At 71.1% G+C, this 23,810-nt stretch carries 20 protein-coding genes and 1 tRNA gene; 7 read left to right on the plus strand and 14 right to left on the minus strand.

Features of this window, described 5'->3' with window-relative positions:
* Positions 1–2 precede the first annotated feature (2 nt).
* Positions 3–1,502 carry a hypothetical protein gene (locus WME95_RS33525; protein WP_437903428.1) on the plus strand — a complete coding sequence of 500 codons (1,500 nt, stop codon included), beginning with the start codon at positions 3–5 and terminating at the stop codon, positions 1,500–1,502.
* 201 nt (positions 1,503–1,703) lie between these two features.
* Here WME95_RS33525 and WME95_RS33530 read toward each other — a convergent pair whose 3' ends face one another.
* From WME95_RS33530 to WME95_RS33545, 4 genes are all read right to left on the minus strand, one after another.
* On the minus strand, positions 1,704–2,459 hold the full coding sequence (locus WME95_RS33530; RefSeq protein ID WP_437903429.1) for an SAM-dependent methyltransferase: 756 nt from the start codon (positions 2,457–2,459) through the stop codon (positions 1,704–1,706).
* A 35-nt stretch (positions 2,460–2,494) separates the two neighbouring features.
* Positions 2,495–3,367 (minus strand): STAS domain-containing protein, encoded by an 873-nt coding sequence (locus WME95_RS33535; RefSeq protein WP_437903430.1) that lies wholly within the window; start codon positions 3,365–3,367, stop codon positions 2,495–2,497.
* Between the two features lie 433 nt (positions 3,368–3,800).
* Positions 3,801–4,388: a thioredoxin family protein gene (locus tag WME95_RS33540; RefSeq protein WP_437903431.1), complete on the minus strand. Its 588-nt coding sequence runs from the start codon at positions 4,386–4,388 to the stop codon at positions 3,801–3,803.
* Between the two features lie 199 nt (positions 4,389–4,587).
* Entirely contained in the window at positions 4,588–5,826 is a 1,239-nt protein-coding gene (locus WME95_RS33545) for a glycosyl hydrolase family 18 protein (RefSeq protein WP_437903432.1), read from the minus strand.
* 381 nt (positions 5,827–6,207) lie between these two features.
* Here WME95_RS33545 and WME95_RS33550 point away from each other — a divergent pair, with 381 nt between their 5' ends.
* On the plus strand, positions 6,208–8,064 hold the full coding sequence (locus WME95_RS33550; RefSeq protein ID WP_437903434.1) for a HEAT repeat domain-containing protein: 1,857 nt from the start codon (positions 6,208–6,210) through the stop codon (positions 8,062–8,064).
* 632 nt (positions 8,065–8,696) lie between these two features.
* Here the strand turns inward: WME95_RS33550 and WME95_RS33555 are convergent.
* The gene (locus WME95_RS33555; protein ID WP_437903436.1) at positions 8,697–9,614 is read right to left on the minus strand and encodes a TIGR01777 family oxidoreductase; all 918 of its coding nucleotides are present in this window, start codon (positions 9,612–9,614) and stop codon (positions 8,697–8,699) included.
* Positions 9,615–9,742: 128 nt separating this feature from the next.
* Between WME95_RS33555 and WME95_RS33560 the strand changes: the two genes are divergently transcribed.
* Positions 9,743–10,837 carry a hypothetical protein gene (locus WME95_RS33560; RefSeq protein ID WP_437903437.1) on the plus strand — a complete coding sequence of 365 codons (1,095 nt, stop codon included), beginning with the start codon at positions 9,743–9,745 and terminating at the stop codon, positions 10,835–10,837.
* 78 nt (positions 10,838–10,915) lie between these two features.
* On the opposite strand, the gene WME95_RS33565 is transcribed toward WME95_RS33560, so the two are convergent.
* Positions 10,916–11,689, minus strand: a complete 774-nt coding sequence (locus WME95_RS33565) for an acyl-CoA desaturase (RefSeq protein ID WP_437903439.1) — start codon at positions 11,687–11,689, stop codon at positions 10,916–10,918.
* A gap of 180 nt (positions 11,690–11,869) precedes the next feature.
* Here WME95_RS33565 and WME95_RS33570 point away from each other — a divergent pair, with 180 nt between their 5' ends.
* Positions 11,870–12,646 carry an NTP transferase domain-containing protein gene (locus tag WME95_RS33570; protein WP_437903440.1) on the plus strand — a complete coding sequence of 259 codons (777 nt, stop codon included), beginning with the start codon at positions 11,870–11,872 and terminating at the stop codon, positions 12,644–12,646.
* A 14-nt stretch (positions 12,647–12,660) separates the two neighbouring features.
* Here WME95_RS33570 and WME95_RS33575 read toward each other — a convergent pair whose 3' ends face one another.
* Both WME95_RS33575 and WME95_RS33580 read right to left on the minus strand, forming a co-directional pair.
* Positions 12,661–13,650, minus strand: coding sequence for a D-cysteine desulfhydrase family protein (locus tag WME95_RS33575; protein ID WP_437903442.1), 990 nt, complete (start codon positions 13,648–13,650; stop codon positions 12,661–12,663).
* 143 nt (positions 13,651–13,793) lie between these two features.
* The gene (locus WME95_RS33580) at positions 13,794–15,593 is read right to left on the minus strand and encodes a hypothetical protein (protein WP_437903443.1); all 1,800 of its coding nucleotides are present in this window, start codon (positions 15,591–15,593) and stop codon (positions 13,794–13,796) included.
* Positions 15,594–15,830: 237 nt separating this feature from the next.
* On the opposite strand from WME95_RS33580, the gene hutH reads away from it, so the two are divergent.
* Complete coding sequence (gene hutH / locus WME95_RS33585; protein WP_437903444.1) at positions 15,831–17,375, plus strand: histidine ammonia-lyase; 1,545 nt, start codon at positions 15,831–15,833, stop codon at positions 17,373–17,375.
* 107 nt (positions 17,376–17,482) lie between these two features.
* Complete coding sequence (locus WME95_RS33590; RefSeq protein ID WP_231864341.1) at positions 17,483–17,830, plus strand: hypothetical protein; 348 nt, start codon at positions 17,483–17,485, stop codon at positions 17,828–17,830.
* Between the two features lie 222 nt (positions 17,831–18,052).
* Here the strand turns inward: WME95_RS33590 and WME95_RS33595 are convergent, their stop codons facing one another.
* The 4 genes from WME95_RS33595 to WME95_RS33610 form a co-directional block, all read right to left on the minus strand.
* Entirely contained in the window at positions 18,053–18,253 is a 201-nt protein-coding gene (locus WME95_RS33595) for a hypothetical protein (protein ID WP_272095040.1), read from the minus strand.
* A gap of 432 nt (positions 18,254–18,685) precedes the next feature.
* Positions 18,686–18,768: transfer RNA gene (locus tag WME95_RS33600), tRNA-Leu, on the minus strand.
* Positions 18,769–18,865: 97 nt separating this feature from the next.
* Positions 18,866–19,165: a hypothetical protein gene (locus tag WME95_RS33605; protein ID WP_437903446.1), complete on the minus strand. Its 300-nt coding sequence runs from the start codon at positions 19,163–19,165 to the stop codon at positions 18,866–18,868.
* Positions 19,162–20,076: a LysR substrate-binding domain-containing protein gene (locus tag WME95_RS33610; RefSeq protein WP_437903448.1), complete on the minus strand. Its 915-nt coding sequence runs from the start codon at positions 20,074–20,076 to the stop codon at positions 19,162–19,164. Before WME95_RS33610 ends, WME95_RS33605 begins: the two co-directional genes overlap by 4 nt.
* Before the next feature lie 88 nt (positions 20,077–20,164).
* Here WME95_RS33610 and WME95_RS33615 point away from each other — a divergent pair, with 88 nt between their 5' ends.
* On the plus strand, positions 20,165–21,256 hold the full coding sequence (locus tag WME95_RS33615; protein WP_437903450.1) for a peroxiredoxin-like family protein: 1,092 nt from the start codon (positions 20,165–20,167) through the stop codon (positions 21,254–21,256).
* A gap of 210 nt (positions 21,257–21,466) precedes the next feature.
* Here the strand turns inward: WME95_RS33615 and WME95_RS33620 are convergent, their stop codons facing one another.
* Positions 21,467–22,975 carry a hypothetical protein gene (locus WME95_RS33620; protein ID WP_437903452.1) on the minus strand — a complete coding sequence of 503 codons (1,509 nt, stop codon included), beginning with the start codon at positions 22,973–22,975 and terminating at the stop codon, positions 21,467–21,469.
* Between the two features lie 244 nt (positions 22,976–23,219).
* Complete coding sequence (locus tag WME95_RS33625; protein WP_437903454.1) at positions 23,220–23,597, minus strand: hypothetical protein; 378 nt, start codon at positions 23,595–23,597, stop codon at positions 23,220–23,222.
* Positions 23,598–23,810 lie beyond the last annotated feature (213 nt).

Genomic DNA, 23,810 nt, shown 5'->3' on the forward strand with positions numbered 1-23,810 from the left:
CCGTGCCGGTCCCCACGTCCCAGCTCGCGAACCCCTCCATCGCCGGCCCGCTCGGCACGCTGGCGTTCTCGCAGGTACGCCCGCTGAGCTCGTCGCTCGCGCTGCGCGCGATCCGGTGGCACCAGAGCCTGGAGCGGCTCGGGGTGGTCCTGCCGTTCGCGCTGGTGCACGACGCGGGCCTGCTCTTCTCGACGCCGCGCGAGCAGCTGGAGCTCGGCCCGCGCTGCGACCCGAGGGAGCTCGCGGGCCGGCTCCGGGACGCGGAGCGCATCGTGGAGGGGTACCGGGCGGTGCTCCGGGAGCTCGCCGAGAGCGAGGCCGCGCGGTGCGCGGCGCAGCTCCGGATGAGCGACGATCTGGTCACGGTCGTGCTGTCGCGCCTCTTCGGCGCGGTCGCGGCCCGGACCCACACGCCGCCGGCCTACCGCGCGATGCTCCCCGCGGACGCGGCGCTCTTCGAGGGGATCGAGCCGCAGCTCCGCGGGCTGTTCCTGTCGGCGCGGCGCGAGTTCGAGCAGCGGGCGCTGGAGGCGCTCGACGTCTCCCGGCTGTACGTGCTCACGATGTCGGACGCGCTCGACATCGAGACGCTGCGCCTGTTCGGCATGCTGGGCTCGGAGGCGTCGGCCGGGGCGCTCGCCCAGGTCGATCTGCTCGCGGCGCTCTCGTCGCCCGAGGCGAACGACATCGTGAATTTCTCGCTGGAGATCCTGCCGAGCGTGCTCGAGACGAAGACGCGCCCGGCCGCGGGCACGACGGCGGCGCACGGCTACTCGGGGCTGGGCACGCGCGGCTCGATCGACAGCATGGTGCTGACGGAGCTCGCGTGGGACGACATGGAGCTGGCGCGCCGCATCGCGGACAACGAGGTGCTGTATTTCGCGCGCGAGCAGAGCCGGGACGAGCAGCGGCGCATCCACTACCTGCTCATCGACGCGTCGGCGTCGATGCGCGGCGATCGCCAGACGTTCGCCCGGGGGATGGCGATCGCGACGGGCAAGCGGCTGTTGCTGGAGGGCGAGGACGTGGCGTTCCGCTTCTTCGACGCGCGGCTGTACGAGCTCTACCGGGCGAAGAACGGGCAGCTGCCGACGGCGCACCTCCTGTCGTTCAAGGGGGAGCGGGGCCGGAACCCGGCGCGCGTGTTCGCGGAGCTCGCTACGGATCTGGATCTGACGCGGCACCACGACCCGCGCACGCCGGTGGTGCACCTCTTCACGCACGCGGCGCTCTACATCCCGCGGGAGATGGTGCAGGCGGTGCAGAGCCACGCGCACATCTCGGCGGTGTTCATGCTGCCGTCCGGGGGGGAGCTGGACCTCGACTACCTGGATCTGCTGGATGCGCACTGGGTGGTGGACCACGCGACGGTGGCGAGTGGGGCGGCTCGGGCCAGCGCGGCGAAGGCGATCCTCGGGGAGAAAGACCGGCAGGACCGGCCCGAGGAGGGAGGTTCTGCCGCACGGCGCCTGGGGGCCCCGCCGAACTCGCACGTGGCCTGAGCCTTGCCCGCTGGGCAAGGCTCAGGCCACGTGCTCAAACATCGGCCCATCCCCCAGGCGCCGTGCGGCAGAACCTCCCTCCTCGGGCCTACGGATATTGAGGGAGAGATGGGGAACGGACCATCCCCCAGGCGCCGTGCGGCAGAACCTCCCTCCTCGGGCCTACCGAAATTGATGGGGAGATGGGAAGCGGCTTTTCCTTCAGTGATGCGCTATCAAGCCCCGCATCTCGAACGGGTTCACCTGGTACTCCTCCTCGGTAATGAAGTCGTCGATGCCGAGCCACTCCGCCAGAGGCCGGCATTCATCCGCCTTCCATGGGGCCACGAGCGCCGCGATCTCCTCGGGCGTGCGCGGGTAGACCTTGACCCCGGCGAGGGAGCCGGCGCTGCTCAGCTGGCCGGCCGCCGCGGCGCCGCGCGACATGATGAAGCTGAGCGCCAGCACGCTGCCAGGAGCGCAGAACGCGTGCAGCTTCCGCAGGATGTCGCGCGAGCTCTCATCGTCCATCATGTAGAGGATGCCGATGCCGCCCACCGCGATGCGGCGCTCTGCGCCGAAGAACTGCGCCGCCGCCGCGAGCAACGGCGATGGGTCTCGCACGTCGGCCTGGATGTAGCGCATGTTCGGCTTGTCAGCCAAGATCTGCTCGCCGTAGATCACGCTCACCGGGTCGACGTCCGAAAACAGGATGCGCGCATCAGGCAAGTAGTCGTTGAGATGGCCCTGCGTCGGTAGCCCCGAGGCGAGATCAAGCACGTTCGTGATACCCGCCTCGGACCATTGCTGCCCCACGAGCTGGATGAACCAGCGGTTGAGCTTCGCATACTTCGGATACGTGGGTACGAGCTTCATGATCGCCGTGGCGGCGACGCGATCCACCTCGTAGTTGTGGTGTCCTCCGAGAACGTAGTCGTACACCCGACCGACGTGCGGCTTGGTCGTGTCAATCTCCATGGTTTCCTCCCTAGAGTGAGCTCACGGCGCGCTCGTCAACGGCCGCGGTACAACCCAGCAGCCCCTCGCTGCGGGCGCGAACTGCTACACACATCGAGCCCTTCCCGCCGCAGCGCATAGAGGATACCGCTCTGAAGATTGGCCAGGACCACGATGCCCGCGAGGTGGGCGTCCTGATCGCTCAGCGCGCGGGCTGCCTCGGGGCGAATGCCGACCAGCACCGGGTGGGTGCCGAGGAGGTCGAGCGCACGCGCGGTGCGCACGAGCGCGTCGACGGCCTCCGCGTCCATCGCCGGCACGCCGGTCACATCGATGATCGCGGTGCGCGCTTGCCGGTCCACCACCTCCCGCAACAGGCACTCGGTGATCCTCCCCGCCCGCTCGGTATCGAGCTTTCCAATGAGCGGCAGCACCAAGATATGATCATACACGGGCATGATCGGCGTCGAGAGCTCGATGATCACCCGGCGCAGCTCGCGCTCGCGGTTATGGATGGCGCGCTCGAGCGCGAGCTGCATCTCGTCGCGCTGGACGCCGACCTCGCGCTTCTCCTGATCTGCCACCGCGTCCACGAGCAGCGTCAGGTAGTCGTTCACGAGCGTCACCGCCTCCCGCGCTTCTGGCGTACTGCCGGGCAGACGCGCCAGCACCTCGCGCAAGAGGACGCGGCTCAGTCCGAGGAGGGCCCGCAACCCGAGCCCCTGCTGCCCGAGCTTTTGCCCGAGCGACAGGACGGGCGCCGTGTCGCCGGCAGAGGAAAAATGGAACAGCTCGTCGAGGATCTGCTGCGCGACCTGCGGCAATCGAAAGGGTGGGAGACCGCTGCGGTTGTGTAGGGCGTTGTCCTTGAGCACCTTCGCCGCGCTCTTCGCCAGCGCTTGGCGCTCCGGGCCGATCCAGCTCTGCATAGGAGGTCCCCTTCCTTGGCCTTGGCCGTGTTATGTCGTATGGGTGCTCACAAAGTGGGAGAGCAGGCCGCCCTCGGATCGCGCTTGTTGATCTGAGCTCCAGGCTGGAGTGGACCTCGGCCTCCTGCCGCAATCCACTCACCATGCAGGCGAATGTGTGGCTTCGCGAGGAACGCGCCCCCGAGATGCGGTCTCACGCCCCCGCGCTGTGAATCTATAGTATCAGTGTCCTGACTGTCTATGTTCCATGACAAAAGCAGCCTGCAGCGGCGTGACCACCGCACAAGGTGTGGCCCGCGCCTCGCCGCTCCTGGGCCTGCCGCCGACCGGCTCCAGCACGCCCATGTCGCCCGAACGCGCACCCGGCACCACGTTTCCAGCGTGAAGCGCGCGCTTCCGCCGGGTCCGGTCAGCCGCGTACGTCTGGGGATCGTTACGGAGTTCTGCCGTGATACGCCGGCTCATTGCCGGGCTTCCACTTGATGTTGCAACCGATGCTCGGGCGCTGGTCCGAGGGGACGGGCGCCGAGGAGAGCACCGCGTCGATGGCGGCGCGGAGATCGCGGCCCGTCACGGGGACGCCGTTGCCAGGGCGGCTGTCGTCGAGCTGACCGCGATAGACCAGCCGGCGATCGGGGCCGAAGAGGTAGAAGTCCGGCGTGCACGCGGCCCGGTACGCCCTGGCGACCTGCTGCGCCTCGTCGAGGAGGTACGGGAAGGTGTAGCCGACCTCGCGCGCCTCTCTGGCCATCGCCTCGGCGTTGTCGGCTGGATACGCGACGATATCGTTCGAGTTGATGGCCACGATGGCCACGTCGTCTGCAGCATAATCGCGTCTCAACCGGGCGAGCTCGTGGCGGATGTGCTTGACGAACGGACAATGATTGCAGATGAACATCACGAGGAGCGCCCGCTGCCCGGTAAAATCCGACAGCGCGACCTGCTTTCCTGTGAAGTCGGGCAGCCTGAAGTCGGGCGCCGGGGTGCCCAGCTCAAGCATCGTGGACGGGGTGCGTGCCATGACAGGATTCTCCTCTCGCTGTGACGGCGCGCACCCTACCACGCCGCGGCCCCCGCCGCTGAACACCTCCCCCGCCTTCGCGACCGCGGCGGCCGTCCTCTGGCGCGCGCTCCCCTGCCCTCTCCAGCGCCGAGGCGCCTCCCTGAAGGTCTGAGCGCCTGTCCCGGCAGGACCACGAGGCGCCCGCGGGGCGCGGCGATCACCTCGGGAAGTGGCGCTCGATCATCGAGAAGAACGCCGCCCCGCCCGGCTCGCCGCCGATGCTCCAGTACGTCACCCCGCCGAGCCCGCCCCGCTCGGCGACGGCGACCTTCTCCTCGAGCGACGCGAGGTCCTCGAAGAAGACGCGCTCCCCGCTCGCGAGGAGCCGGTTCGGCGATCTCCCCGCCGCGAGCCGCCCGCCCTCGTCGTCCGGGCACCAGCTCATGTGGCCGGTGCTCGTCTCGTAGCCGTCGCCCGCGAGCTCCAGGCACTTGCTGAGCGGCTCGCACCCCACCACGGCGCCCCCGCTCTCCGGCGCCTCGGGCCCGACGAGACCATAGTTCGGCAGCCCGAAGATGAACTTCTCGCGGCGCGCGCCGCCGTCGAGCGACCCGATGTACGAGACGGTCTCCTCGAGCCAGCCGAGCGGCGCGACCGGGCCCACGTGCGCTCCGCCGTGCCAGTGGTAGTCGTAGCTCATCACGTGCACGTGATCCGCCGAGGCGCTCAGCGCCTCGTAGTCGAATACGCCCTTCGCGGACGCGACCGCCGGCACCGCGAGCGAGAGCTCCTTTCCACGCGCGTGGAGGGCGCCCGCGAGCTGGTCGATGAACGCCGAGAACGCGGCCTGCTCGGCCCGGACGGTCTCGCCCGGCCCGAGGACGGACGAGAGGTGCTCGTAATCGATGTCGATCCCGTCGTAACCGTTCTCCATCACGAGCGCGACGATGCCCTCCACGTGCCTCGCCCGGAGCGCAGGATCGTGGAGCATGGCGTGCACGGCGACGACGTCGGGCCGGTCGATCGCGGCGATGAGGGGGATGAGCCGGGTCCGCGCGCCGCCGGGCGTCGTGCGGTCAAGGACGCGCCGGTCGTGAAAGCCGGCGAACGGGGCCTCCCGGCCGCGCGGGTGGTTCTCGAAGCGGGTCGGCGAGGCGACGCGCCACCACTTCGGGTGCACGGCGTCGAACGCCCCGGCGTGGGCCGCGAAGGTGTCGTATCCGAGCTCCGTCGACTCGGGATCTCCAAGGAACTCATGCAGCCACCCGCAGAAGCGGTGATCGCCCGGCGCGCGCGTCGCCTGGCTCGCGCGCTGCGCCCCGGGCGCGGCCGACGCGGAGAGCTCGGCGCTCCCCACCTCGTCGAGCAACGGCGCGCGCTCGCCCCCCGCGCCACCGCAAGAGATGGAGAACGCGGCAGAGCAGGCGAGCATCAGAGTCTGGTGAAACAGCTTCATATCGGCCGCGCTCTAGCAGCCCGCCGCCGCATCGACAGCCCGGTTCTCACGCTTCCGCGGGCTGCCTCACGCCGAGCCGGCGATGCGCCGTTTGACGGCTACTCCATCCCCGCGCCCCTAAGGAATCCCCCTTATTTGGCAGCCCTTTTCAGCGGAAAATTGAACAGGGAGACGGGGAGACAGGGAGTATTTTGAAATTTCCCTCCCCGCCTCCCCGTCTCCCTGTGAATTTTCCGAAGAATTCGAGGAGATGCCTCGATCCCTCGCCCCTCACGCCGCGCCCACGCGCCTCGCGGCGCCGGCGGCCGGGCCAGCGACGTCGCCCGCGCACGCGCCCGCGGCTCCCTCGGCCAGGGCCGGTGTACTACGCTCGCTCCCGGCATGACCCAAGGCGTCCGCCCCCTGCACGAGCTCCGCGACGAGGCCCGCTCCGCGCTGGCCAGGAGCGATCTCACGCGCGCGCGCGACGCGCTCTTCAGCGCCCTCCAGCACACCATCGCCCGCGAGGAGGAGTACGTCGCCATGACGGACGAGCTCCGCGACGTGCTGGTCCGGCTCGGCGACGCGCGGAGCGCGCTCACCGTCTCCTGGTACGGCGGCAACGAGCAGAGCCAGCGCCCGCTCATCGCCAAGGTCCCGCCCATCGACCGCGCGCGCACCGTGCTCGCCTGGGCCGAGCGCGAGCAGGACCCCGAGCGGCAGAAGCGGCTCTACGGCCGCGCCGCCGACGAGTACGAGGCCGCCGGCCTCGTCGCGCAGGCCGCCATCGCCCGCGAGCGCGGCCAGGACTTCGCCCGCGCCCGCGCCCTCTGGTCGCGCCTCGCCCAGCTGCTCTCCTCGTCGGGCAGCGACCTCTACGCCGCCGGCCTCGCCCGCTTCAACCTCGCCCGCACCTCGCTCCGCACGGGCGACGCCGCGGCGGCGCGCGAGGCCGTCTTCGCCTCCGTCCACCTGCTCGAGGAGGCCGCCGACAGGTACGAGACCATCGGCCAGCGCGAGCGCGCCTTCGACTGCTACCAGGTCCTCATCGCCGTCGGGCGCGAGAGCCGCGCCTTCGAGCACGTCCTCGAGGGCTACGTGAACGTCATCCGCATCCTGCGCGAGGACCACCTGCGCTACTACGCGCTCCAGTCCTACGAGGAGGCCGTCGCCGCGGCCGAGAAGCAGGGCGAGATCTCCGCCGCCGCCACGCTCGCCCGCGAGATGGCCGCGTACGCCCGGAAAGAGGGGCTCGTCGCCGTCGCCAACTTCGCCGTGCTCGCGCAGGCCCGCCTCTGGCAAGAGGTGTCCGCCGTCTCGCAGAAGCGCGCCGCCCCGCCCGAGATCGCCGAGAACGCGCTGCTCGCCGCCGTGATCGCGCTCGGCGAGGCGGGGCAGTACAGCAAGGTGGGCAGCGTCTACCGCGCCCTCACGCAGCTGCCGCTCGAGGAGACCCGGAAGAAGCACTACGCCCGCGCCGGCCGCCGCTACGTGAACGCGCAGGACCTGCCGATCGACGCCGCGCCGCTGCCCGCGCACCTCCGCCACGAGCTCGGCTTCCCCGACGTCTGGCACATCGATCTGGTCGAGTGGGAGCAGGCCGGCAGCGCCGCCCAGGCGTGCGGCGACATCGTGCTCGACCCAGCGCAGTGGTCCGAGGTCACCCGCCGCCGCGCCATGCTCGCCCGGCTCACCGCGCTCGCCGTCGAGGGCGCGACGCCTGAGGCCACCCCCGCGCAGCAGCTCATCAGCCTCGCGGAGCTGCTCGCGACGGTCGAGCTCTACACGATCCTCTCGCCGCTCGAGCGCCTGTTCCGCCGCGCCGAGCCGAAGATCCGGGTGGCCGTCGTCCGCGCGCTCTCCCACTTCCTCTACAAGCGCACGTTCATCACCATCCGCGACGCGCTCGTGGATCCCGACCCCACCGTGGTCCACGAGGCCGCCCGCGCGCTGGAAGAGCTCCGCTTCGCCCACGCCTTCGATCCGCTCGCCCGCATCTACCGCGAGTCGCAGGCCGCCGCCGTGCGCGCCAGCGCCGTGCGGGCGATCGCGAAGATCGACACCCTCGAGGCCGGCGAGATGCTCCTCGGCATCCTCCAGCACGAGGGCGCCGAGGAGCGCGCCGTGGCCGTCGAGGCGCTCAAGCGCGTGCGCGGCATGAAGTTCGTGGAGCTCGCCCGCGGCTCGCTCTCCGAGCTGACAGGCTCCGCGCAGGCGGTGGTGCGAGAGATCCTCCAGAGTCGTGGCCTCAGCCCCTGAGCGCGCCTGCACGACCTCGCGCCTGCACGACCGCACGCCCGCCGGCCGCGCGGGGCTCCACACCGAACCACAACGGAGCAGCTCGGGGGTGATCCGCTGTCCGGGCAGCGAGCGCAGACTGCGCCTGGCTCCTCCCCTCTCTCACGCACCAGAAACCGCGCCTCGGACGAGCCTCAGACGAGGACGACGAGTAACCCCGCGATTGTGCGCTGCGGCAAAGGGATTCCCCTAACGAGTTTGGTTCTCGCAGCGCTTCTGGAGGGTGCACGTCGACATCCAGTCGGGATACCCTGCACGCGCCAATCCAACTCATCCCGAGAGATTCTCGGAGCGCGATGACGTAAGCATGGAAGCGGACGGAGCGCTTGGGGGAGCGCTGGGAAACCGCCGTCCGGGCTCCCGATGGTGCGCTGCTCGACACAGGTCGACTTCTCAGCGCGCCACCGGCGGCTCTTGTCTCGTGTGGGCAGCAGCTGGGCGCCGTATCGCGGCGCCCAGCTGCCCGCCTCGAGCGCGCCGCTCCGGCGGCGACGCGGCGGCTGGAGCGCGGCCGCGCCCCGGCGCAGGGCGGCGAGAGCTCGACCCGCGGGCGCTCAGCTGCGGAGGATCGACCTCGACCCGCGGGCGGGCGCTCAGCTGCGGAGGATCGACTCGAGCGCGGGCACGATGCGGGCGTAGCGGAACTTGTATCCGAGCTCTTCCGCCCGCCTGGGATAGACGCGCTGCCCGGTGGTGACGATCTCGGCCGCGTCGCCCATCCCCAGCTTCACCACGGCCTCGGGCACGCGGAGCCACGACGGCCGGTGGAGCACCGCGCCGATCGCCTGCGCGACCTCGTCGCCGGTCTGCGCGTTCGGCGCGGTCATGTTGAAGGGGCCGCGCACCGCGTCGTTGTCCAGGGCGAGCAGGGTCATCCCCACGACGTCGTCGCGGTGGATCCACGAGATGACCTGTTTTCCGTCGCCGACGGGCCCGCCAAGGAAGAACCGGAAGGGGGCGATCATCTTGTCGAGCGCGCCGCCGCCCTCGCCGATCACGACGCCGATGCGCAGCTGCACCGAACGGACGCCGTGCTGCTCCTCGACGGCGCGGGCCGCCTCTTCCCAGCGGACGACGACGTCGGCGAGGAAGCCCTCGCCGGGCGCCGCGTCCTCGTCGAGCACCTTGTCGCCCGGCTGCGGGCCGTAGTAGCCCACGGCGGACGCGCAGAGGAACGCGCTCGGCTTGCGCTTGGCCTTGCCGATCGCCTCGCCCATGAGGCGGGTCGTGTCGACGCGGCTCCTCAGGATCTCGCGCCGCGCCTCCTCGGTCCACCGCTTGACGATGGTCTCGCCCGCGAGGTGGATGACCGCGTCCACGCCGTCGACCTCCTCGAACCACGGCCCCGGGGCGTCCGAGCTCCACGACACGACGCGCGCCTCGGGCAGCGCCGCCTGCGTCCGCGCCACGTCGCGCGTCAGCACCGTCACCCGATCACCCCGCGCGAGCAGATCCTTCACGAGACCGCGCCCGATAAACCCGCTGCCGCCAGTGACAAGAACCGTCTTCACGCGATCTATCTATCACGGCTCGGACGGAGGCGGGGCTTCCCTTCGAGCGCCGCTCCGGGAGCGCTCGGACGGCCTGCAGCTGTCCAGTCGTGACGCCGAGCGCTGGAGACGGTAAGACGCGGGACGTGATGGATGACCTAGAGACCTTCAAGAAGCTTCCTCTCGGCGGCCTCGATCGCCGCTCGCTCGTGGGCTCGCTGGCCGAGCACGGCGCGCGCGTGGCGACCGAGCAGCTCGCGGCGCACCGCGCCCGAATCAGCCCGGCGGGCGCGCGCATCGCCCCGGACACGGCGGTGCTGATCCTGGGCGGCTCGAACGGCATGACCCGGGCGCTCGCCCTGCAGCTGCTCTTCGGGGAGCGGGCCGCCGTCTTCGCCGTGCACTTCGACAGCGAGAAGATGCAGATCGGCCCGCACCACGTGAAGGCGATCTCGGACGCGGCGGCGGCCGAGGGGCTCACCGCGCGCTTCTGGAACAACGACGCCACGAGGCCGCAGGTGATCGACGAGGTCGTCGCCGCGCTGAAGGAGCGGTATCGGGCGGTGCACCTCGTGAACGGCATCGCGGCCGGCGCGATGAAGCGGTACGCGGAGCACGGGCCGACGAAGGTGAAGGACCTCGACGTCGCGTTCGATCCGGTGCTCCAGATCCCTGATTTCTCGCGCCCCGAGAACATCCGCAAGCTCGGGCTCGTCGAGGTGGACGTCGCGAACGACGCGGACATCGAGCGGACCAACAAGTTCATGGGCACGTCGTCGCTCCTGTGGGTCGAGCCGCTCGCCGCGGCGGGGCTCATCGCGAAGGGCGAGAGCGTGGTCTCCTTCTGCGACTACGACTACCCGAGCGACGATCCGGTCTACGCGATGGGCCCGCTCGCCGGCGCGAAGATCCTCCAGCGCAAGACGATGGCGGAGATCCGGGAGCGGTTCGGGGCGAAGACGGCGCGCATCTGCTATCCGGCCCTGGCCACGACGGCGCTCGGGGCGATCCCCGGCGGGCTGCTGATGTACGGGCTCAGCACGCAGATCTTGAAGGAGCGCGGGCAGTTCAAGGACGTCATCGATCTCGCGGGCGAGACGATGGAGATCTGGCGTCCGAGCTGGGACGGGAGCGATCTGCGGGTGGACGCGGCCTACCAGGCGTGTCTGCCGGAGTTCAACAAGCGCAAGGAGCAGATCGGTCCGAAGGACGTCCCCGGCGCGTTCCGGCAGCTGTTCGAGTGAGCCTTTGCGCGCGGGGCCTCGGCTCCGCGCGCCGCGCTCCACGGCCGGCCGCGCTGCTCGCGCGGCCGGCGGACCGCTCTAGCCTTCAGCCCGCGCGACCTCGGGCTCGAGCCGGGCGACTTGGACCTTGTCGGACATCCGGATGATCCCCACCCAGGCAAGCACGCGGATGACCTGATAGGCCGGGTCGATCTCGAACCACCGCACCGCGAAGTTCGGGCTCATCGCGTACTTGTGGTGGTTGTTCTGGAAGAGCTCGCCGAGCGTCACGAAGTCGAGGACCAGCGTGTTGCGGGAGTCGTCGTCGCTGTTGAAGTTGCGGTAGCCGTAGCGGTGGCCGCACCAGTTCACGATCGCCCCGTGCAGCGGGCCCATGGTCCAGTGGAGCGGGAGGAACAGGAACTGCCACCAGTGCGAGGCGAAGGCCACGTAGAAGAGCACGTAGCCGGTGCCCCACGCGAGCCGGCCGATCCACGCGTTGCCGATGCGGTCGAGCGCGGGCCACTCGGGGTAGCCGCCGAGGAAGCGCGGCTCCACGTCGGCCGTGCCGTCGTAGATCGCGTCGTAGCGGTGCGCGGTGTCCAGCATCATCCGGACGACATTCGAGTAGTACCGCGGCGAGTGCGGATCCTTCGGCGTGTCGCTGTACGCGTGGTGCATGCGGTGCAAGATCGCGTAAACCCAGGGCACGAGGTACGACGAGCCCTGCGTGAGGTACGTGAGGAAGTGGAAAATCCGCTCCCATGGCTTCGACATCGTGAACATCCGATGCGAGGCGTACCGGTGCAGGAAGAAGGTCTGGAAAAAGACCGAGAGCGTAGAGTGGGCGATGAGAACGATCGCGATCTCCATGTTCGCGTCCTAACCCGGTGACGCGCGGCAGGGGGTCAGCTCACGGTCACGATTCCGTAACGGGCGCCGGATCCGCGCGGCCTCGGGTCACCTCTATCTTCGCGAGATTCCGAGGGATTCCGCGGAAATTCCCGTGATTGTCCGTGATTGATCGAGTCCGTTCATGGTAACAGCGGTGTCGTGAAGGCCGTGATCATCGGTGCGGGCCGGGGCAGCCGGTTGCGTCATCTGACCGAAGAGCTGCCGAAGACGCTGGTCCCGATCCTCGGGCGCCCGATGCTCGACGGCATCCTCGAGGCGCTCGCCGCGGGCGGCTTCCGGCGGTCGGACATCGTGTTCGTCTGCGGCTACAAGGCCGACGTCATCCGGGCCGCCTACCCGGATCTGACGTACGTCGAGAACCGCGACTGGGAGCAGAACAACATCCTTCTCTCGCTCCTCTGCGCGCGCGAGCACCTCGAGGGCGGCTTCGTCTCGACGTACGCCGACATCGTCTACCGGCCCGAGATCGTGGCGGGGCTGGTCCGCTCTCCGCACGACATCGCGCTCGCCTGCGACACGGACTGGCGGCGCCGCTACGTGGGCCGCTCGCAGCACCCCGAGACCGACGCCGAGAAGCTCCGCGCCGGCGGCCCCGGGGGGGATCGCGTCCTCCAGATCTCGCGCCGCATCCCTTCGGAGTCCGCGACCGGCGAGTTCATCGGGGTGATGAAGCTCTCGGCGCGGGGCGCCGGGCAGTTCCTGGCCGCCTTCGACGCCGCGCGCGACGCCTTCTCGGAGCGGCCGGAGTTCCGCGAGGGCCGCACGTTCCAGCGGGCCTACCTCATCGATCTGCTCCAGCACATGATCGAGTCCGGCGCCGACCTCCACAAGCTCGACACCCACGGCGGCTACATGGAGATCGACACCCTGGAAGACGCGTCGATGGCCGACGCGTGGTGGCGCGGCGCGCCCTGAGGCTCTGATCCGTTCTAGAGGGCGTCGGCGAAGGTCGCGCCCTGGGCGAGGAGGCCGGGGAGACCGCCGGTGTGCAGGAACAGCACCCGCTTGCCCGAGAGCTCGCCTCGCTCGGCCAGGTCCCAGAGCCCGGAGAACGCCTTGCCCGTGTACACGGGGTCGAGGACGAGGCCCGACAGCCGCGCCACCTGGAGGATCCGCGCTCGCTGCTCCGGCGTGGACACCCCGTAGGCAGGGCCCTTCGCCGAGTCGTCGATCACGAGGTGGGCGGGCGAGCCGAGGCGCGGATCGAGCGCGCGCGCGTCGTCCATGATCCCGACCACGATCCGCGCGAACGTCGCCCTGTCCTCGCAGACCGCCATCGAGCGCACCTCGCCGGCGACCTCGTAGCGGGCCGCGCCGAGCGCCGTGCCCGCCGCCGTCCCGCCGGAGCCGCACGCGTGCACGATGACGTCGAACGGCTTGCCCCCCGCGAGGCCGAGATCGAGCTGCTTCCGGATCTCCTCCATCGCGCGCACGTAGCCGAGCGCGCCGAGGCCGTTCGAGCCGCCCTCGGGGATCACGTACGGCCGTCCGCCCGCCGCGCGGATCTCGGCGGCGGCCTCGGCCATCAGGGCGCCGCGGTCCCTGTACGCCTCGGGCGAGATCAGCCGGATCTCCGCGCCGGCGAGCCGGTCGAGCAGCACGTTGCCCTCGAGCGGCGCGGCCGCCGACGGATCGCTCGTGCGCAGGAACAGCACCGAGCGCAGGCCGAGCGAGGCGCTCACCAGCGCGGTCGCGCGCGCGTGGTTCGACTGGAGGCCGCCGCAGGTGATCACGCAGCCTGCGCCCTCCTCCCGCGCGGCGGCGAGCAGGTACTCGAGCTTGCGGATCTTGTTGCCGGCCTCCGCGCCCGCCGTCATGTCGTCGCGCTTCACGTAGAGGTCGACGCCGAGCGCCTCGGCGAGCCGCTGCGGGCGCTGGATCGGTGTCGGAAGGTGGCTCAGCGCGAGTCGTTTGCGCATCGTTTCTCCCCTCTGTCTGCCAGGGGCGCCCGCTGCTGTGCGCGGGCGGGCCGCCCTCGCAACCGCCCTCTAGCACCCTGGGCGGCCCTCGTCTGCTGTGTCCCGCGCGAGCTCGGCCGAGGGCCCGGCGCGCCCTGGCCAGCTCAGTGGATCACGCCCAGCTTGAGCGTGAGCAGGTACTGATCGGGGAGCTCGGCGCCCGCGGCGTCGTCGAAGGCGCCGCCCGGGAACAGGACCCCGGCCTCGGTGCCGAACTGGAGGGTGACGAGCCTGCCCATCGCGATGCGCGCGTCGACGCCGAGGTCCAGCTCGACGCCGAGATCGCGGCGGCGGCTGTCGCCGCCGTCGTAGTTGCCCAGGCTGCCGCCCGCCCGCGGGGCGCCGTAAGGATCGACCAGATCCGAGGTCGCCTCGGCGATGACCGCGCCCGCCTTGAGGTCGAGCCAGCGCGCCGGCCGCACGAGGATGCGCGGGTTCACGTAGGCGGCGCCGGGCACGCCGCCCTTGGACGGCAGCGATCTGATGCCTGGCTCGGGGGACGCGGCGAAGAGCTCCCGCTCGGCGATCGTGGCGGCGCGCGCGGTCTTCCAGGCGAGCACCTCGTCGAACAGGAGGAGCCCGACGTTGTGGCTCGGGTCGAAGGTGAAGCGCCGCGACACGCCGTCCGTCGGGTCGTCGTCGCCCGAGGCGTAGCCGGCCTCGATCTCCGTGACGACGCGCCCCCACCGCCCGGCTGGCCGCCCCCCGCGGCCCGCGACGTGCACCGCGCCGAGCGTCGCCGCGCCGCCGACCGAGCGCACCACCACGGGCGAGCGCCCGAACCCGCGGCCGGAAGGAGGCGGGGGCCCGCTCGGGGCGAACGACGCCGACCCGAGGATCACCGCGGCCTCGAGCTCGCCGTAGATGTGGGCGCCGCCCCCCGGCACCGGCGCGTTGAATTTGCCTGCCACGTCGAGGATGCCGGCCGTGAGCACCTCGTTGAACCGGGCCGCGCTCGTCTTCGCGCGGCGCTCGCGCGCCTGCCGCCGCATGGCGCCGTAGATCCCGATCTCGCCGCGCCGCTCTCGCCAGAGCGCGGACACGACCGCCTGGAAAGCGCGATCGCCCTCGCCTTCGTCCTGCCCCTCGACGTCGTTTCCGAGCAGGTCGGCCGCGTTGTCCTCGAACACGAGGTCGGCCGCGACGGTCACGTGGAGCGGCCCGCCCTTCCCCATCGGCGTGGCCGCGAAGAGGACGCGTTCCATGAGCGATCCGCGCTCGTGGTCGCCGAAGACGCTCGCGTGCTCGCCGTCGTTGACGACCAGCCCCATCCCCCAGTGCGCGCTCTGCTGGCCCACCCGGACGACGCCGAGCGCCCACGGCAGCTCCAGGTAGAGGGTGCGCGGGTGCACCTCGTACCACGCGAGGGCGGCGCGCGCGTCGCGCACCTGCTCGACGTCACGCGTGGTGTCCCCGGCGATGAGCCCGCGGACGACGTCGATCTGCGCCACGATCGAGGCCTTGTCCTTGAAGTGGAAGCGCGGCGAGAGGCGCAGCCAGTGGGCGATGTACTGGCTCTGCCCGAGCGTCGTCGCGCCCGGAGCCGACAGGGGCGGCGCCCGGAGCGGCAGATCGCTCATGGCGCGGTAGCGGAGCTGGTACTCGCCCTGCAGCGAGAACGTCGACCGGGTGGGATCCGGCGGGGGCGGCGGCTTGCGGCCGGTGTCGAGCACGAGCCGCTCCTCGAAGTCGTCGGCGGCCGGAGCGGCTGGCGCGGCCGGCGCGGCCGGCGCGGCCGGCGGGGCTGGCGGAGAGCCTTGCCCGGAGCTCGCTCCTTCGACGGGCTGAGCGGCGCTCGGCGAGCCGTGCCCGGAGCTCGCTCCTTCGACGGGCTGAGCAGCGCTCGGCGAGGCGAGCGCGACAGCAAACGCAAGGGGGGCGAGGGTGACGAAGGCGAAGCGCATCGGAAGCAAGCAGCCGCTCACCAGCGCCCGGCCGGGAACGCGCGCCCGAAGGATATGCGGATCGATCCCCGCGGGGCACTGGATTCTTCCGCCAACGGCGAGCAGCTGGCTTTTCGCGGGGCATCCGCCGCTCTAGCGTGCGCCTTCGTGACCCTTTCCACGCCGAGCGCCGCCGCTGGTTCTCCTTCTTCGCCGCCTCCTCCGCCTCCGTCAGATCCGTCGCGTCCGTCACGTCCGTTGCTCCTCGGCCGATCGCTCTCGCTCGCGGATCTCGAGGAGGTCGCGCGGCGCGGTCGTCCGGTGGCGATCTGCGCCGAGGCGCGCGAGCGGGCGGCGGCCTCGCGCCGGGCGATCGACGCGATCGCGGCGGCGGGCGACGCTGCGCCGGCGGTGTACGGGATCAACACCGGCTTCGGCGCGCTCGCGGAGACGCGCATCGCGGATCACGACATCCGGGCGCTCCAGCGCAACCTCGTGCGGAGCCACGCCTGCGGGGTCGGGCCGGAGCTCGGCGAGGCCGAGGTGCGCGCCATGATCGTCCTGCGCGCGCAGGTGATCGCGCTGGGGCACTCGGGGGTGCGCACGGAGGTGCTCGATCTGCTCGCCGCCCTGCTCGAGCGCCGCGTGAGCCCGCGCATCCCGGCGCAGGGGTCGGTCGGCGCATCGGGCGATCTGGCGCCGCTCGCGCACCTCGCGCTGACGCTCATCGGCGAGGGCGAGGCGCGCTTCGAGGGGCAGCTCATGCCGAGCGCGGTGGCGCTCGCGAAGGCGGGCCTCGCGCCGATCGAGCTCGCGGCGAAGGAGGGGCTCGCGCTGATCAACGGGACCCAGTACATGACCGCGCTCGGCGCGCTGGCGCTGCGGGACGCGGCCGCGCTCTGCACGGTCGCGGACATCGCCGGCGCGGTGAGCCTCGAGGCGCTGATGGGCTCGAAGCGCCCGTTCGACGAGCGGCTGATGCGCGTCCGCCCGCACCCGGGTCAGGCCGGCACGGCCGGCAACCTGCGCGCGCTGCTCGGGGGCAGCGAGATCATGCAGAGCCACGCGGACTGCCCCAGGGTGCAGGACGCCTACTCGCTCCGCTGCATGCCCCAGGTCCACGGCGCGACGCGCGACGCGGTCGCCTGGGCCGCCGAGGTGCTGACCCGCGAGGTCAACAGCGTCACGGACAACCCCACGGTGTTCCTCGGGGACGGGCCGGATGGCGGCGCCGAGCTGATCTCGGGCGGCAACTTCCACGGGCAGCCGGTCGCGCTCGCCCTGGATCTCGCCGCGATGGCGGCGGCGGAGCTCGCGAACATCAGCGAGCGGCGGGTCGAGCAGCTGGTCAACCCCGCGCTCTCGACAGGGCTCACGCCGTTCCTGGCGCCGCACAGCGGGCTGCACTCGGGGTTCATGATCGCCCAGGTGGCGAGCGCCTCGCTGGTGAGCGAGAACAAGGTGCTCTGCCACCCGGCGAGCGTCGACTCGATCCCGTCGAGCGCCGGCCGCGAGGACCACGTGAGCATGGGCAGCATCAGCGCCCGAAAGCTCGCGCAGGTGATCGAGAACGTCCGGAGCTCGCTGGCGATCGAGCTCATCACGGCGGCCCAGGGCGTGGACCAGCGGCTCCCGCTCCGCCCCAGCGCGGGCGTCGCCGCCGCCCACGCCGCCATCCGCCGCGTGGTCCCCGGGCTCACCGAGGACCGCCCCCTCTACCGCGACATCGCGGCGGCCGCGGAGCTCATCCAGAGCGGGGCGCTCCTCGCCGCGGTGGAGGAGGCGGTGGGGCCGCTCAACTGATTATTTCTGTTATTGAAGTTACATCTAAGACGATTTAGAGGAAATCTTACGCGAGATAAGGGAATGCGATCGGTCCATTGCGGGGCGAGTTGCTGTACATTGGCTCAGTGCCGATTCCGGTCAGCGTCCCGCCGTTTCCCTTCGATGCCGTGCGGGATCTGCTCGGGGTGGTGCGGACGATCTACGCGGCGGCGAAGGAGGGGGGGTCGTCGCGGGAGGAGCTCGCTCGCATCGCGCAGGTGGGCAAGGAGCTGAGCCGGGCGCTGGATCTCGCCGGGTCGCCCCAACAGGGGGCGTCGGGGCTGTCGGCGGCCTGGAAGGTGGCGGACAGGGCGATGCTCCAGGTGAACGACCTGGTGGATCCGCTCACACCCGCGGCGCCGCTCCTGATGGCGGCACGGAGCCGGGTCACCGGGAGCCGGCTGACCCTGCGGAGCAAGCCGCAGGGGCGGTAGGCGGCTGGGGAGGCGGTGGGCCGCGAGGCGGTGGCCGCCGGGCGTGGGGGGGCGACGGGAGGCCGCTGGGGGGTGATAGGCCGCTAGGGGCGGCTTTCGAGAAGGATCAAACCCCCGGAGCGCGATTCTCCGATCGGTGCGGAGAACTGCCGTCTTGCCAGGAGCGGGAGAGGGACAGTGTCGGCCAGCGTCCTTCGGTGGCCTACTGTAGGGCTGGAATCGTCAGCTGCGACCGAAGAACCTGCGGCCACGCGACCGCTCGGCGTCGCGCCGGATGCCCTGCATCACCACGCGGATGAGCTCACGGTTGTAGGCGCGCCTGTCGTGGCGCTTGTGCTCGGGCAGCTTGACGCCCAGAGCGTGCGCGAGACGTTCTACGTTCTCTACCTTCGCCTCACGCAAACAGTCGATGTCCAGATCCATGGAGTGGCGCTCCCATTACTCGAATCCACTCGGCTTGTCGAGCCCAGAGGACACGAGCGTGGCCGCGCACCGTTTCCCATCGGGCTCCCGCCGGACCATGGCAGGCTCCCATCAGACCGTGACGGGCATGGGGCGTTCCGGGCACGTCAGCGCCACGAGGCGTGGTGCGCGACCTGCGCGACCTGGTCCCGTTCGAGGCGGCCAGCAGTGAGCCGCCGCTGGGCGCGAGGTCGACCCGACGCTCCCGCCCGGTTCCCCACACCACGAAGCGCGCTGCGCAACCTCGGGCAACTTCGGAGGGTGTGAGGCTCCGGGTGCCGGGGTGCCGGTGCGGGTTGAAGCTCAATCGAGCTGGAGGCTCCTGGTCGATGGGGGTACCGCGGCTCCAGATCGCGTAACCGCCCGCCAGCTCGGCGCGCCGCACCTACGAGGTAGCCCCGCCCGGACTCGAACCGGGACGCCCGTAAGGGCCGCGGATTTTAAATCCACCGCGTCTGCCATTTCGCCACGGGGCCAAGTTGTTGATATTACTTTGATTTTTACTTTTGGGAGCCCACGCTCGCCTTCGTCTGTGCCGTTTCCTGTGCCGTTTCCGGCGAGCTCGGGGATCGCCTAGGCGAGGGAAGCTAGCTCGCCAAGGCCCAGCTCTGCAAACGTCCTGGCGGCTCGGCGGGATCTCTGGATCATCACGCTCGATCGATGGCCGGTTCTGTCGGCCACCCAGGTCTCGCTGCGGCCGTTCGCCAGAGCGACAGTGATGAAGGTTGAGCGCGTGTCGTGGGCGCGGACTTGCTGGCGCTCGTCGGAGTCCTCGGACCGAAAGCGCGCCTCGTACGGGCCCGAGCCGCCCCCGAGGTTCTGCGGCACGAAGACGGCGCCGATCCGGGCGCAGGCGAGGCTCTTCTCAATCATCGCGTAGAGCGCCGCTTCGCCGCGCCGTCGGGCGCGAGGGCGCGGCGGAGGTGATCGGTGAAGGCGCGTACCTTCGGCAGGACGTGGCGGGTCGGGAGCGATACGACCGAGATCGCGACCGCATCGCACGCGGTGTCCGGGAGCACTTCGACGAGCTTCCGCGCCTTGCCCGCGCGCGCCAGCATGAAGTCGCAGAGCCACGCGAGGCCGGCGCCCTCGATCGCCAGCTCGATCAGCGCCTCGCCGTCGTCGACGACGAGGCGCCGCGTGGGCGCGATCTCGCGCACCTTCACGCCGTCGCGGAGGCGCCACGGGATGAGCCGGCCGTGCAGCGCGTACCCGAGGCGCACGTGGCGCTCGAGGTCGTCGACCGTGCGAGGCCGGCCGTGCTCGCGCAGGTAGCCCGGCGCGCCGCAGACGAGCATCCGAGAGCGGCCGACCGGGCGCGCGATCAGACCCGAGTCCGGCAGCGTGCCCAGCCGGACCGCGACGTCGATCCGCTCCGACGCGAGATCGGCGGGGTCGTCGCGCAGCACGAGCTCGACGTCGACGTCGGGATAGCGCTCGGCGAAGCGCGCGAGCACCGGCACGATCACGTGACGGCCGATCACCGTCGGCGCCTCCACGCGGAGGAGCCCGGCCGGTCGATCGCGCAGACCCGAGGTGGCGCGCTGCGCGTCGTCGAGCTCGCGCAGCGCGGCGCGGGCGCGCTCGAAGAACGCGCGCCCTTCGTCGGAGAGCGTCACCGCGCGCGTGGTGCGGTGGAAGAGCCGCACGCCGACCTCGCCCTCGAGCTGCGTGATGCGGCGGCTGACCGCGGACGGCGTGACGCGCAGCCGGCGCGCGGCGAGCGTGAAGCTCCCGAGCTCCGCGGCCTCGACGAACGCTTCGATCGCTGCGAGCCGGTCCATGTCGCACCTCGATTGATGCGTATCATGCACGAAAGTTGTTCGCCTTCGGCGATGGCTTGCGCCGCGCGCACGAGCCACGGTGCTCTTCATGAGCACCGTGAACGTCGACGCCACCTCTCCCAGCCCGCGCGCCCGGGCGGTCATCATCGGAGCGATCACGACGCTCGTCGCGACCGCGATCCACCACGTCTACGGCGGCGTTCGGTACGCGACGCCGTGGCGCCTCCACGGCGCCGCCGTCGCGCTCGCGCTCTGCGTCCCCATCGCGCTGGCGTACGCGGGGTACCGGCGGAGCCCGGGCACGCGCGCCGGCCGCATCTCCGGGGGCTCGCTCGCAGCGCTCGCCCTCGCGTTCCCGGTGACGTCGATCGGGCTCTTCGAGGGTGCATACAACCACCTCGCCAAGAACGTCCTCTTCTTCGCGGGCGCGCCTCGCGACCTGCTCCTCCGGATGTTCCCGCCGCCCACCTACGAGCTCCCCAGCGATGCCTTCTTCGAGATCACCGGCGTCGGGCAGATCGTCCCCGCGGCGATCACCGCGATCGCGGCCCTCGGCCTGATCGGCGACCTGCGCCGCCGTGTCACGAGGCTCGCGCCCGGGGCCGTGCTCGGCGCGCGCGAGCTCGTGGGTGTCCACGGCGAGCGGATCCGCATCCCCGATCCCACGCGGATCGTGCACCTCCAGCTCCGTCGCTTCGCGGGCTGTCCGGTGTGCAACCTCCACCTCCGCTCGATCACCGTCCGTCACGACGAGATCGCAGCGGCCGGGATCCGCGAGGTGGTCGTGTTCCACTCGAGCGCCGACGAGCTCCGGCTCCACGCCGGCGGGCTCCCCTTTGCGGTGGTGCCCGATCCCGAGAAGCGGCTGTACGCGGAGCTCGGCGCCGAGCCGTCGCTCCTCTCGGTGTTCGATCCGCGCGTGTGGCCCACCATCGTCCGCTCGGTGGCGCGGAGCGCGATCGCGATCCTGCGCGGACGCGAGCGGCCGCCCGCGCTGATCCCGACCGGCGGTCGCTTCGGGCTCCCGGCCGACATCCTCGTCGCGCCCGACGGCTGCGTGCTCGCGAGCAAGTACGGCGAGCACGCGGGCGATCAGTGGTCGGTCGACGAGGTCCTCGCGCTGACGCGTGCGCCTGCGGTGTCGAGCGTGCGCGCGGCCGCCGAGGTGTGCGCGCCGTGATGGAGCACCGAGGGCTCGGCCAACGACAACCTCGACGGTCTGCTCGAAGTCATGGCCAGGAAGACGAGCCGCTCTCGCCCTCATCGTCCCAGCCCTCGATCCTTACCGCAGCTTGCACATTGAACCCGTCGAACTCCGCCATGAGCGGCCCCCTCCGCTTCGCCTCGAACCTGGCCTCGCCGGCGCCGTCCCCCCCGGACGTGACCGCGGCTATTCGGCTTCGGCGAAGCGAAGCGTCTCGTGGGCCTCGCCGCTCGGTCCCCTCACCAGCGTGCCATCGACGTTCCAGCTGATACCGCCCTTGCCCGGCGGCCCGAGCTCGACCGTGAGCCCCTCCAGCGTGAGCCGATCCTCGTCGAGGTAGGCGACGCCGATCGAGTCGCCGCCGCGTCCGGGGCCGCCGTAGCCGCCGGGGCCTCCGTCGCCCCCGTCGCCACCGGCACAGGCCCGGGTGCCGTCACCCAAGGCGCCTCCCTTCCCGCCTCGACCGCCTCTGCCGGCTTTCTCGGGGGCGCCTGCATTGCCGCCCGGACCGGCCTCGCCTGTCCAGATCGAGGTGTCGCGCACGGTCAGCTTGGCGTGAAGCGCGATGATGCCAATCGTCGGGTGTCCGTTCTCGCCCCCTCGGCCGCCTCGGCCAGCGCAGCCGCCAGCGCCCCCGGAGCCGCCGCTGGCGCCTCCCTTGGACGCCGCATCGCAGACGGCGAGCCCGCCCCGACGACCGCCGCCCCCGCCGCCGCCCTGGCCTGGCGTGCCATCGCCTCCGTAGCTGGCTCTGCCGCCTTCCCACCCTCTCGGGGTGATGTCCCCGATGCCCCCATCGACGGTGCCCAGCGCACCGGGCTCGCCATCGAGCCCGGCTCGACCCGCTTCGCAAGGGGCGTCCGTCTCCTCCCCCGCTCCCCCCCGTCCGTCCGTCGAGGTGGCCGCCACGCGCGGCTCCCCGTACTCGCCGTCGCCAGCGGCGTCGGGCAGCCCATCCCCTCCTTTGCCACCGATGCTCGGGACGGCGCTCGGGATGACTTCGAAGCACGGGTTCTCCACTGCTGCGCCGCCAGGAACGGTGGCCGCCGAGCACGCGTCTCCCCCCTCCTGCCCATCGTGTCCGTCTCTTCCCCGGTTCGGCGAGGGCCACGGGTAGCCGTCGTCGCCCGCCTTCCCGGCTCCGGTGTGAATCTGGCCCCGGATCAGCTCCACGTCCGTATTGGCTTGGACGAGCATCGCGGTCGAGCCCTCCGCCCAGAGCTGCACGTCCATGATCATCGATACCCCGTCCGCGGCTCCCGTCTCTCCGGGGCCCGGCGGCATGACGGTCAAGGAGCGGGAGCTCGAGTTCAGCGACGTAATCCGCGTGGGATCGTCGTTCTCACGCTCCCACGTCGTGCAGTTGAATCCCCCGACGAGATCCACGCCGGACGGCAGCCAGATGGGAGCACGGAACGACTGGTTGCACACGAAGACGCGTCCTCGCCCGGTGCTCGCGAGCTCGATGCCGCGGTCCAGGCTCTGCACCGGCCTGGACCTCGTGCCGGGGTGTTCGTCATCCGCCCCCAGGGTGTAGCCGGCGACGAACACCCCGCAGCCAACCTCCGGAATACCGGCGGCGAGGCGCTCGAGACAGGAGGACTCCGACGGCGCGCCCTCTGGCTGTGGGGCGCTGCAGCCGGCCGCGACGAGCAAAAGCGCAGAGGACAGGCACGTAAGGCTCGGGCTTCGCATGGTTCTCCGTCGATGTTACGCCGCGGGTACAGGGCCGTTCAACGGAGAGCGGCCCGCGAGCCACGTGATCGAGCTCGGCCACGTCGCTGCCCTCCGCTTGACAACCCCATTCTGCAACAGCTGACCGAGGTTGGGGCCGACGGCGCTTCATGCAGCGCTTACCGACCGGCGTCGTTGCGGAAGAGCGATCCGGTGAGCTTGCGGGGCATGGCGCCCCGTGTTCTACCGCGATTCGCGGCCGCGCTCACGCCTGGGGCGGCCCGCGTGCGTAGGGGGCCCGCGCGAGGCCGACCTCAGGGAGCACCGCCGCTATGCCGGCGAGACCGTGCTCGGCATCGTTCGTCACGCGCGCTGCAAGCGCAGGGACGGCGTCGAGCTTCGTCTCGAGCCAGGCAACGTGGTCGGGCTGCTGCGCAGCGGGCACCGGCCCATATCGCAACATGCCCGCCGCCTGCTCGGCCAGGTGGTGTCCTCGCTTGAGAAGCCGCGCCTCGAGGAGCCCATCGTCCTGCGGTACGCCGGCGAGATCGGAGGCAGCTCGCGGAGCGCCGCCTGAACGCTCGTCCGAGCCCAGGCCACGGGTGATGCGACAAATGTGTTGCAATTGCAAACGGATTCGCATATCGGTGCACCATGGGAGACCATGCGCGCCCAGCGCTCTGTCGCTGCGGAGGTATCGGGCGATCGCGGGCGGTATCCAGGCGACCGTGGGCTCTCAAGGAACCAAGTCTTCTTGGGAAGGGACAAGGAACATGAACCACCGAGCTCGATATATCCTCTCGGCGCTGATCGCGGCTGCATCGATGAGCGTCGGAGGCCCAGCCTCTGCCGACGT

Origin of the sequence: Sorangium sp. So ce327 (assembly GCF_051530205.1) — a bacterium.
Classification (GTDB): Bacteria; Myxococcota_A; Polyangia; order Polyangiales; family Polyangiaceae; genus Sorangium; species Sorangium cellulosum_B.

Coding starts and splice junctions, on each gene's coding strand:
- WME95_RS33540 (WP_437903431.1), bottom strand. CDS start 4,388: ATGGCACGCACCCCGTCCACGATGCTTGAGCTGGGCACCCCGGCGCCC.
- WME95_RS33615 (WP_437903450.1), top strand. CDS start 20,165: ATGAGCACCGTGAACGTCGACGCCACCTCTCCCAGCCCGCGCGCCCGG.
- WME95_RS33595 (WP_272095040.1), bottom strand. CDS start 18,253: ATGGATCTGGACATCGACTGTTTGCGTGAGGCGAAGGTAGAGAACGTA.
- WME95_RS33530 (WP_437903429.1), bottom strand. CDS start 2,459: ATGGAGATTGACACGACCAAGCCGCACGTCGGTCGGGTGTACGACTAC.
- WME95_RS33565 (WP_437903439.1), bottom strand. CDS start 11,689: ATGGAGATCGCGATCGTTCTCATCGCCCACTCTACGCTCTCGGTCTTT.
- WME95_RS33550 (WP_437903434.1), top strand. CDS start 6,208: ATGACCCAAGGCGTCCGCCCCCTGCACGAGCTCCGCGACGAGGCCCGC.
- WME95_RS33620 (WP_437903452.1), bottom strand. CDS start 22,975: ATGCGAAGCCCGAGCCTTACGTGCCTGTCCTCTGCGCTTTTGCTCGTC.
- WME95_RS33545 (WP_437903432.1), bottom strand. CDS start 5,826: ATGAAGCTGTTTCACCAGACTCTGATGCTCGCCTGCTCTGCCGCGTTC.
- WME95_RS33580 (WP_437903443.1), bottom strand. CDS start 15,593: ATGCGCTTCGCCTTCGTCACCCTCGCCCCCCTTGCGTTTGCTGTCGCG.
- WME95_RS33625 (WP_437903454.1), bottom strand. CDS start 23,597: ATGCGAATCCGTTTGCAATTGCAACACATTTGTCGCATCACCCGTGGC.
- WME95_RS33560 (WP_437903437.1), top strand. CDS start 9,743: ATGGATGACCTAGAGACCTTCAAGAAGCTTCCTCTCGGCGGCCTCGAT.
- WME95_RS33535 (WP_437903430.1), bottom strand. CDS start 3,367: ATGCAGAGCTGGATCGGCCCGGAGCGCCAAGCGCTGGCGAAGAGCGCG.
- WME95_RS33605 (WP_437903446.1), bottom strand. CDS start 19,165: ATGATTGAGAAGAGCCTCGCCTGCGCCCGGATCGGCGCCGTCTTCGTG.
- WME95_RS33575 (WP_437903442.1), bottom strand. CDS start 13,650: ATGCGCAAACGACTCGCGCTGAGCCACCTTCCGACACCGATCCAGCGC.
- WME95_RS33610 (WP_437903448.1), bottom strand. CDS start 20,076: ATGGACCGGCTCGCAGCGATCGAAGCGTTCGTCGAGGCCGCGGAGCTC.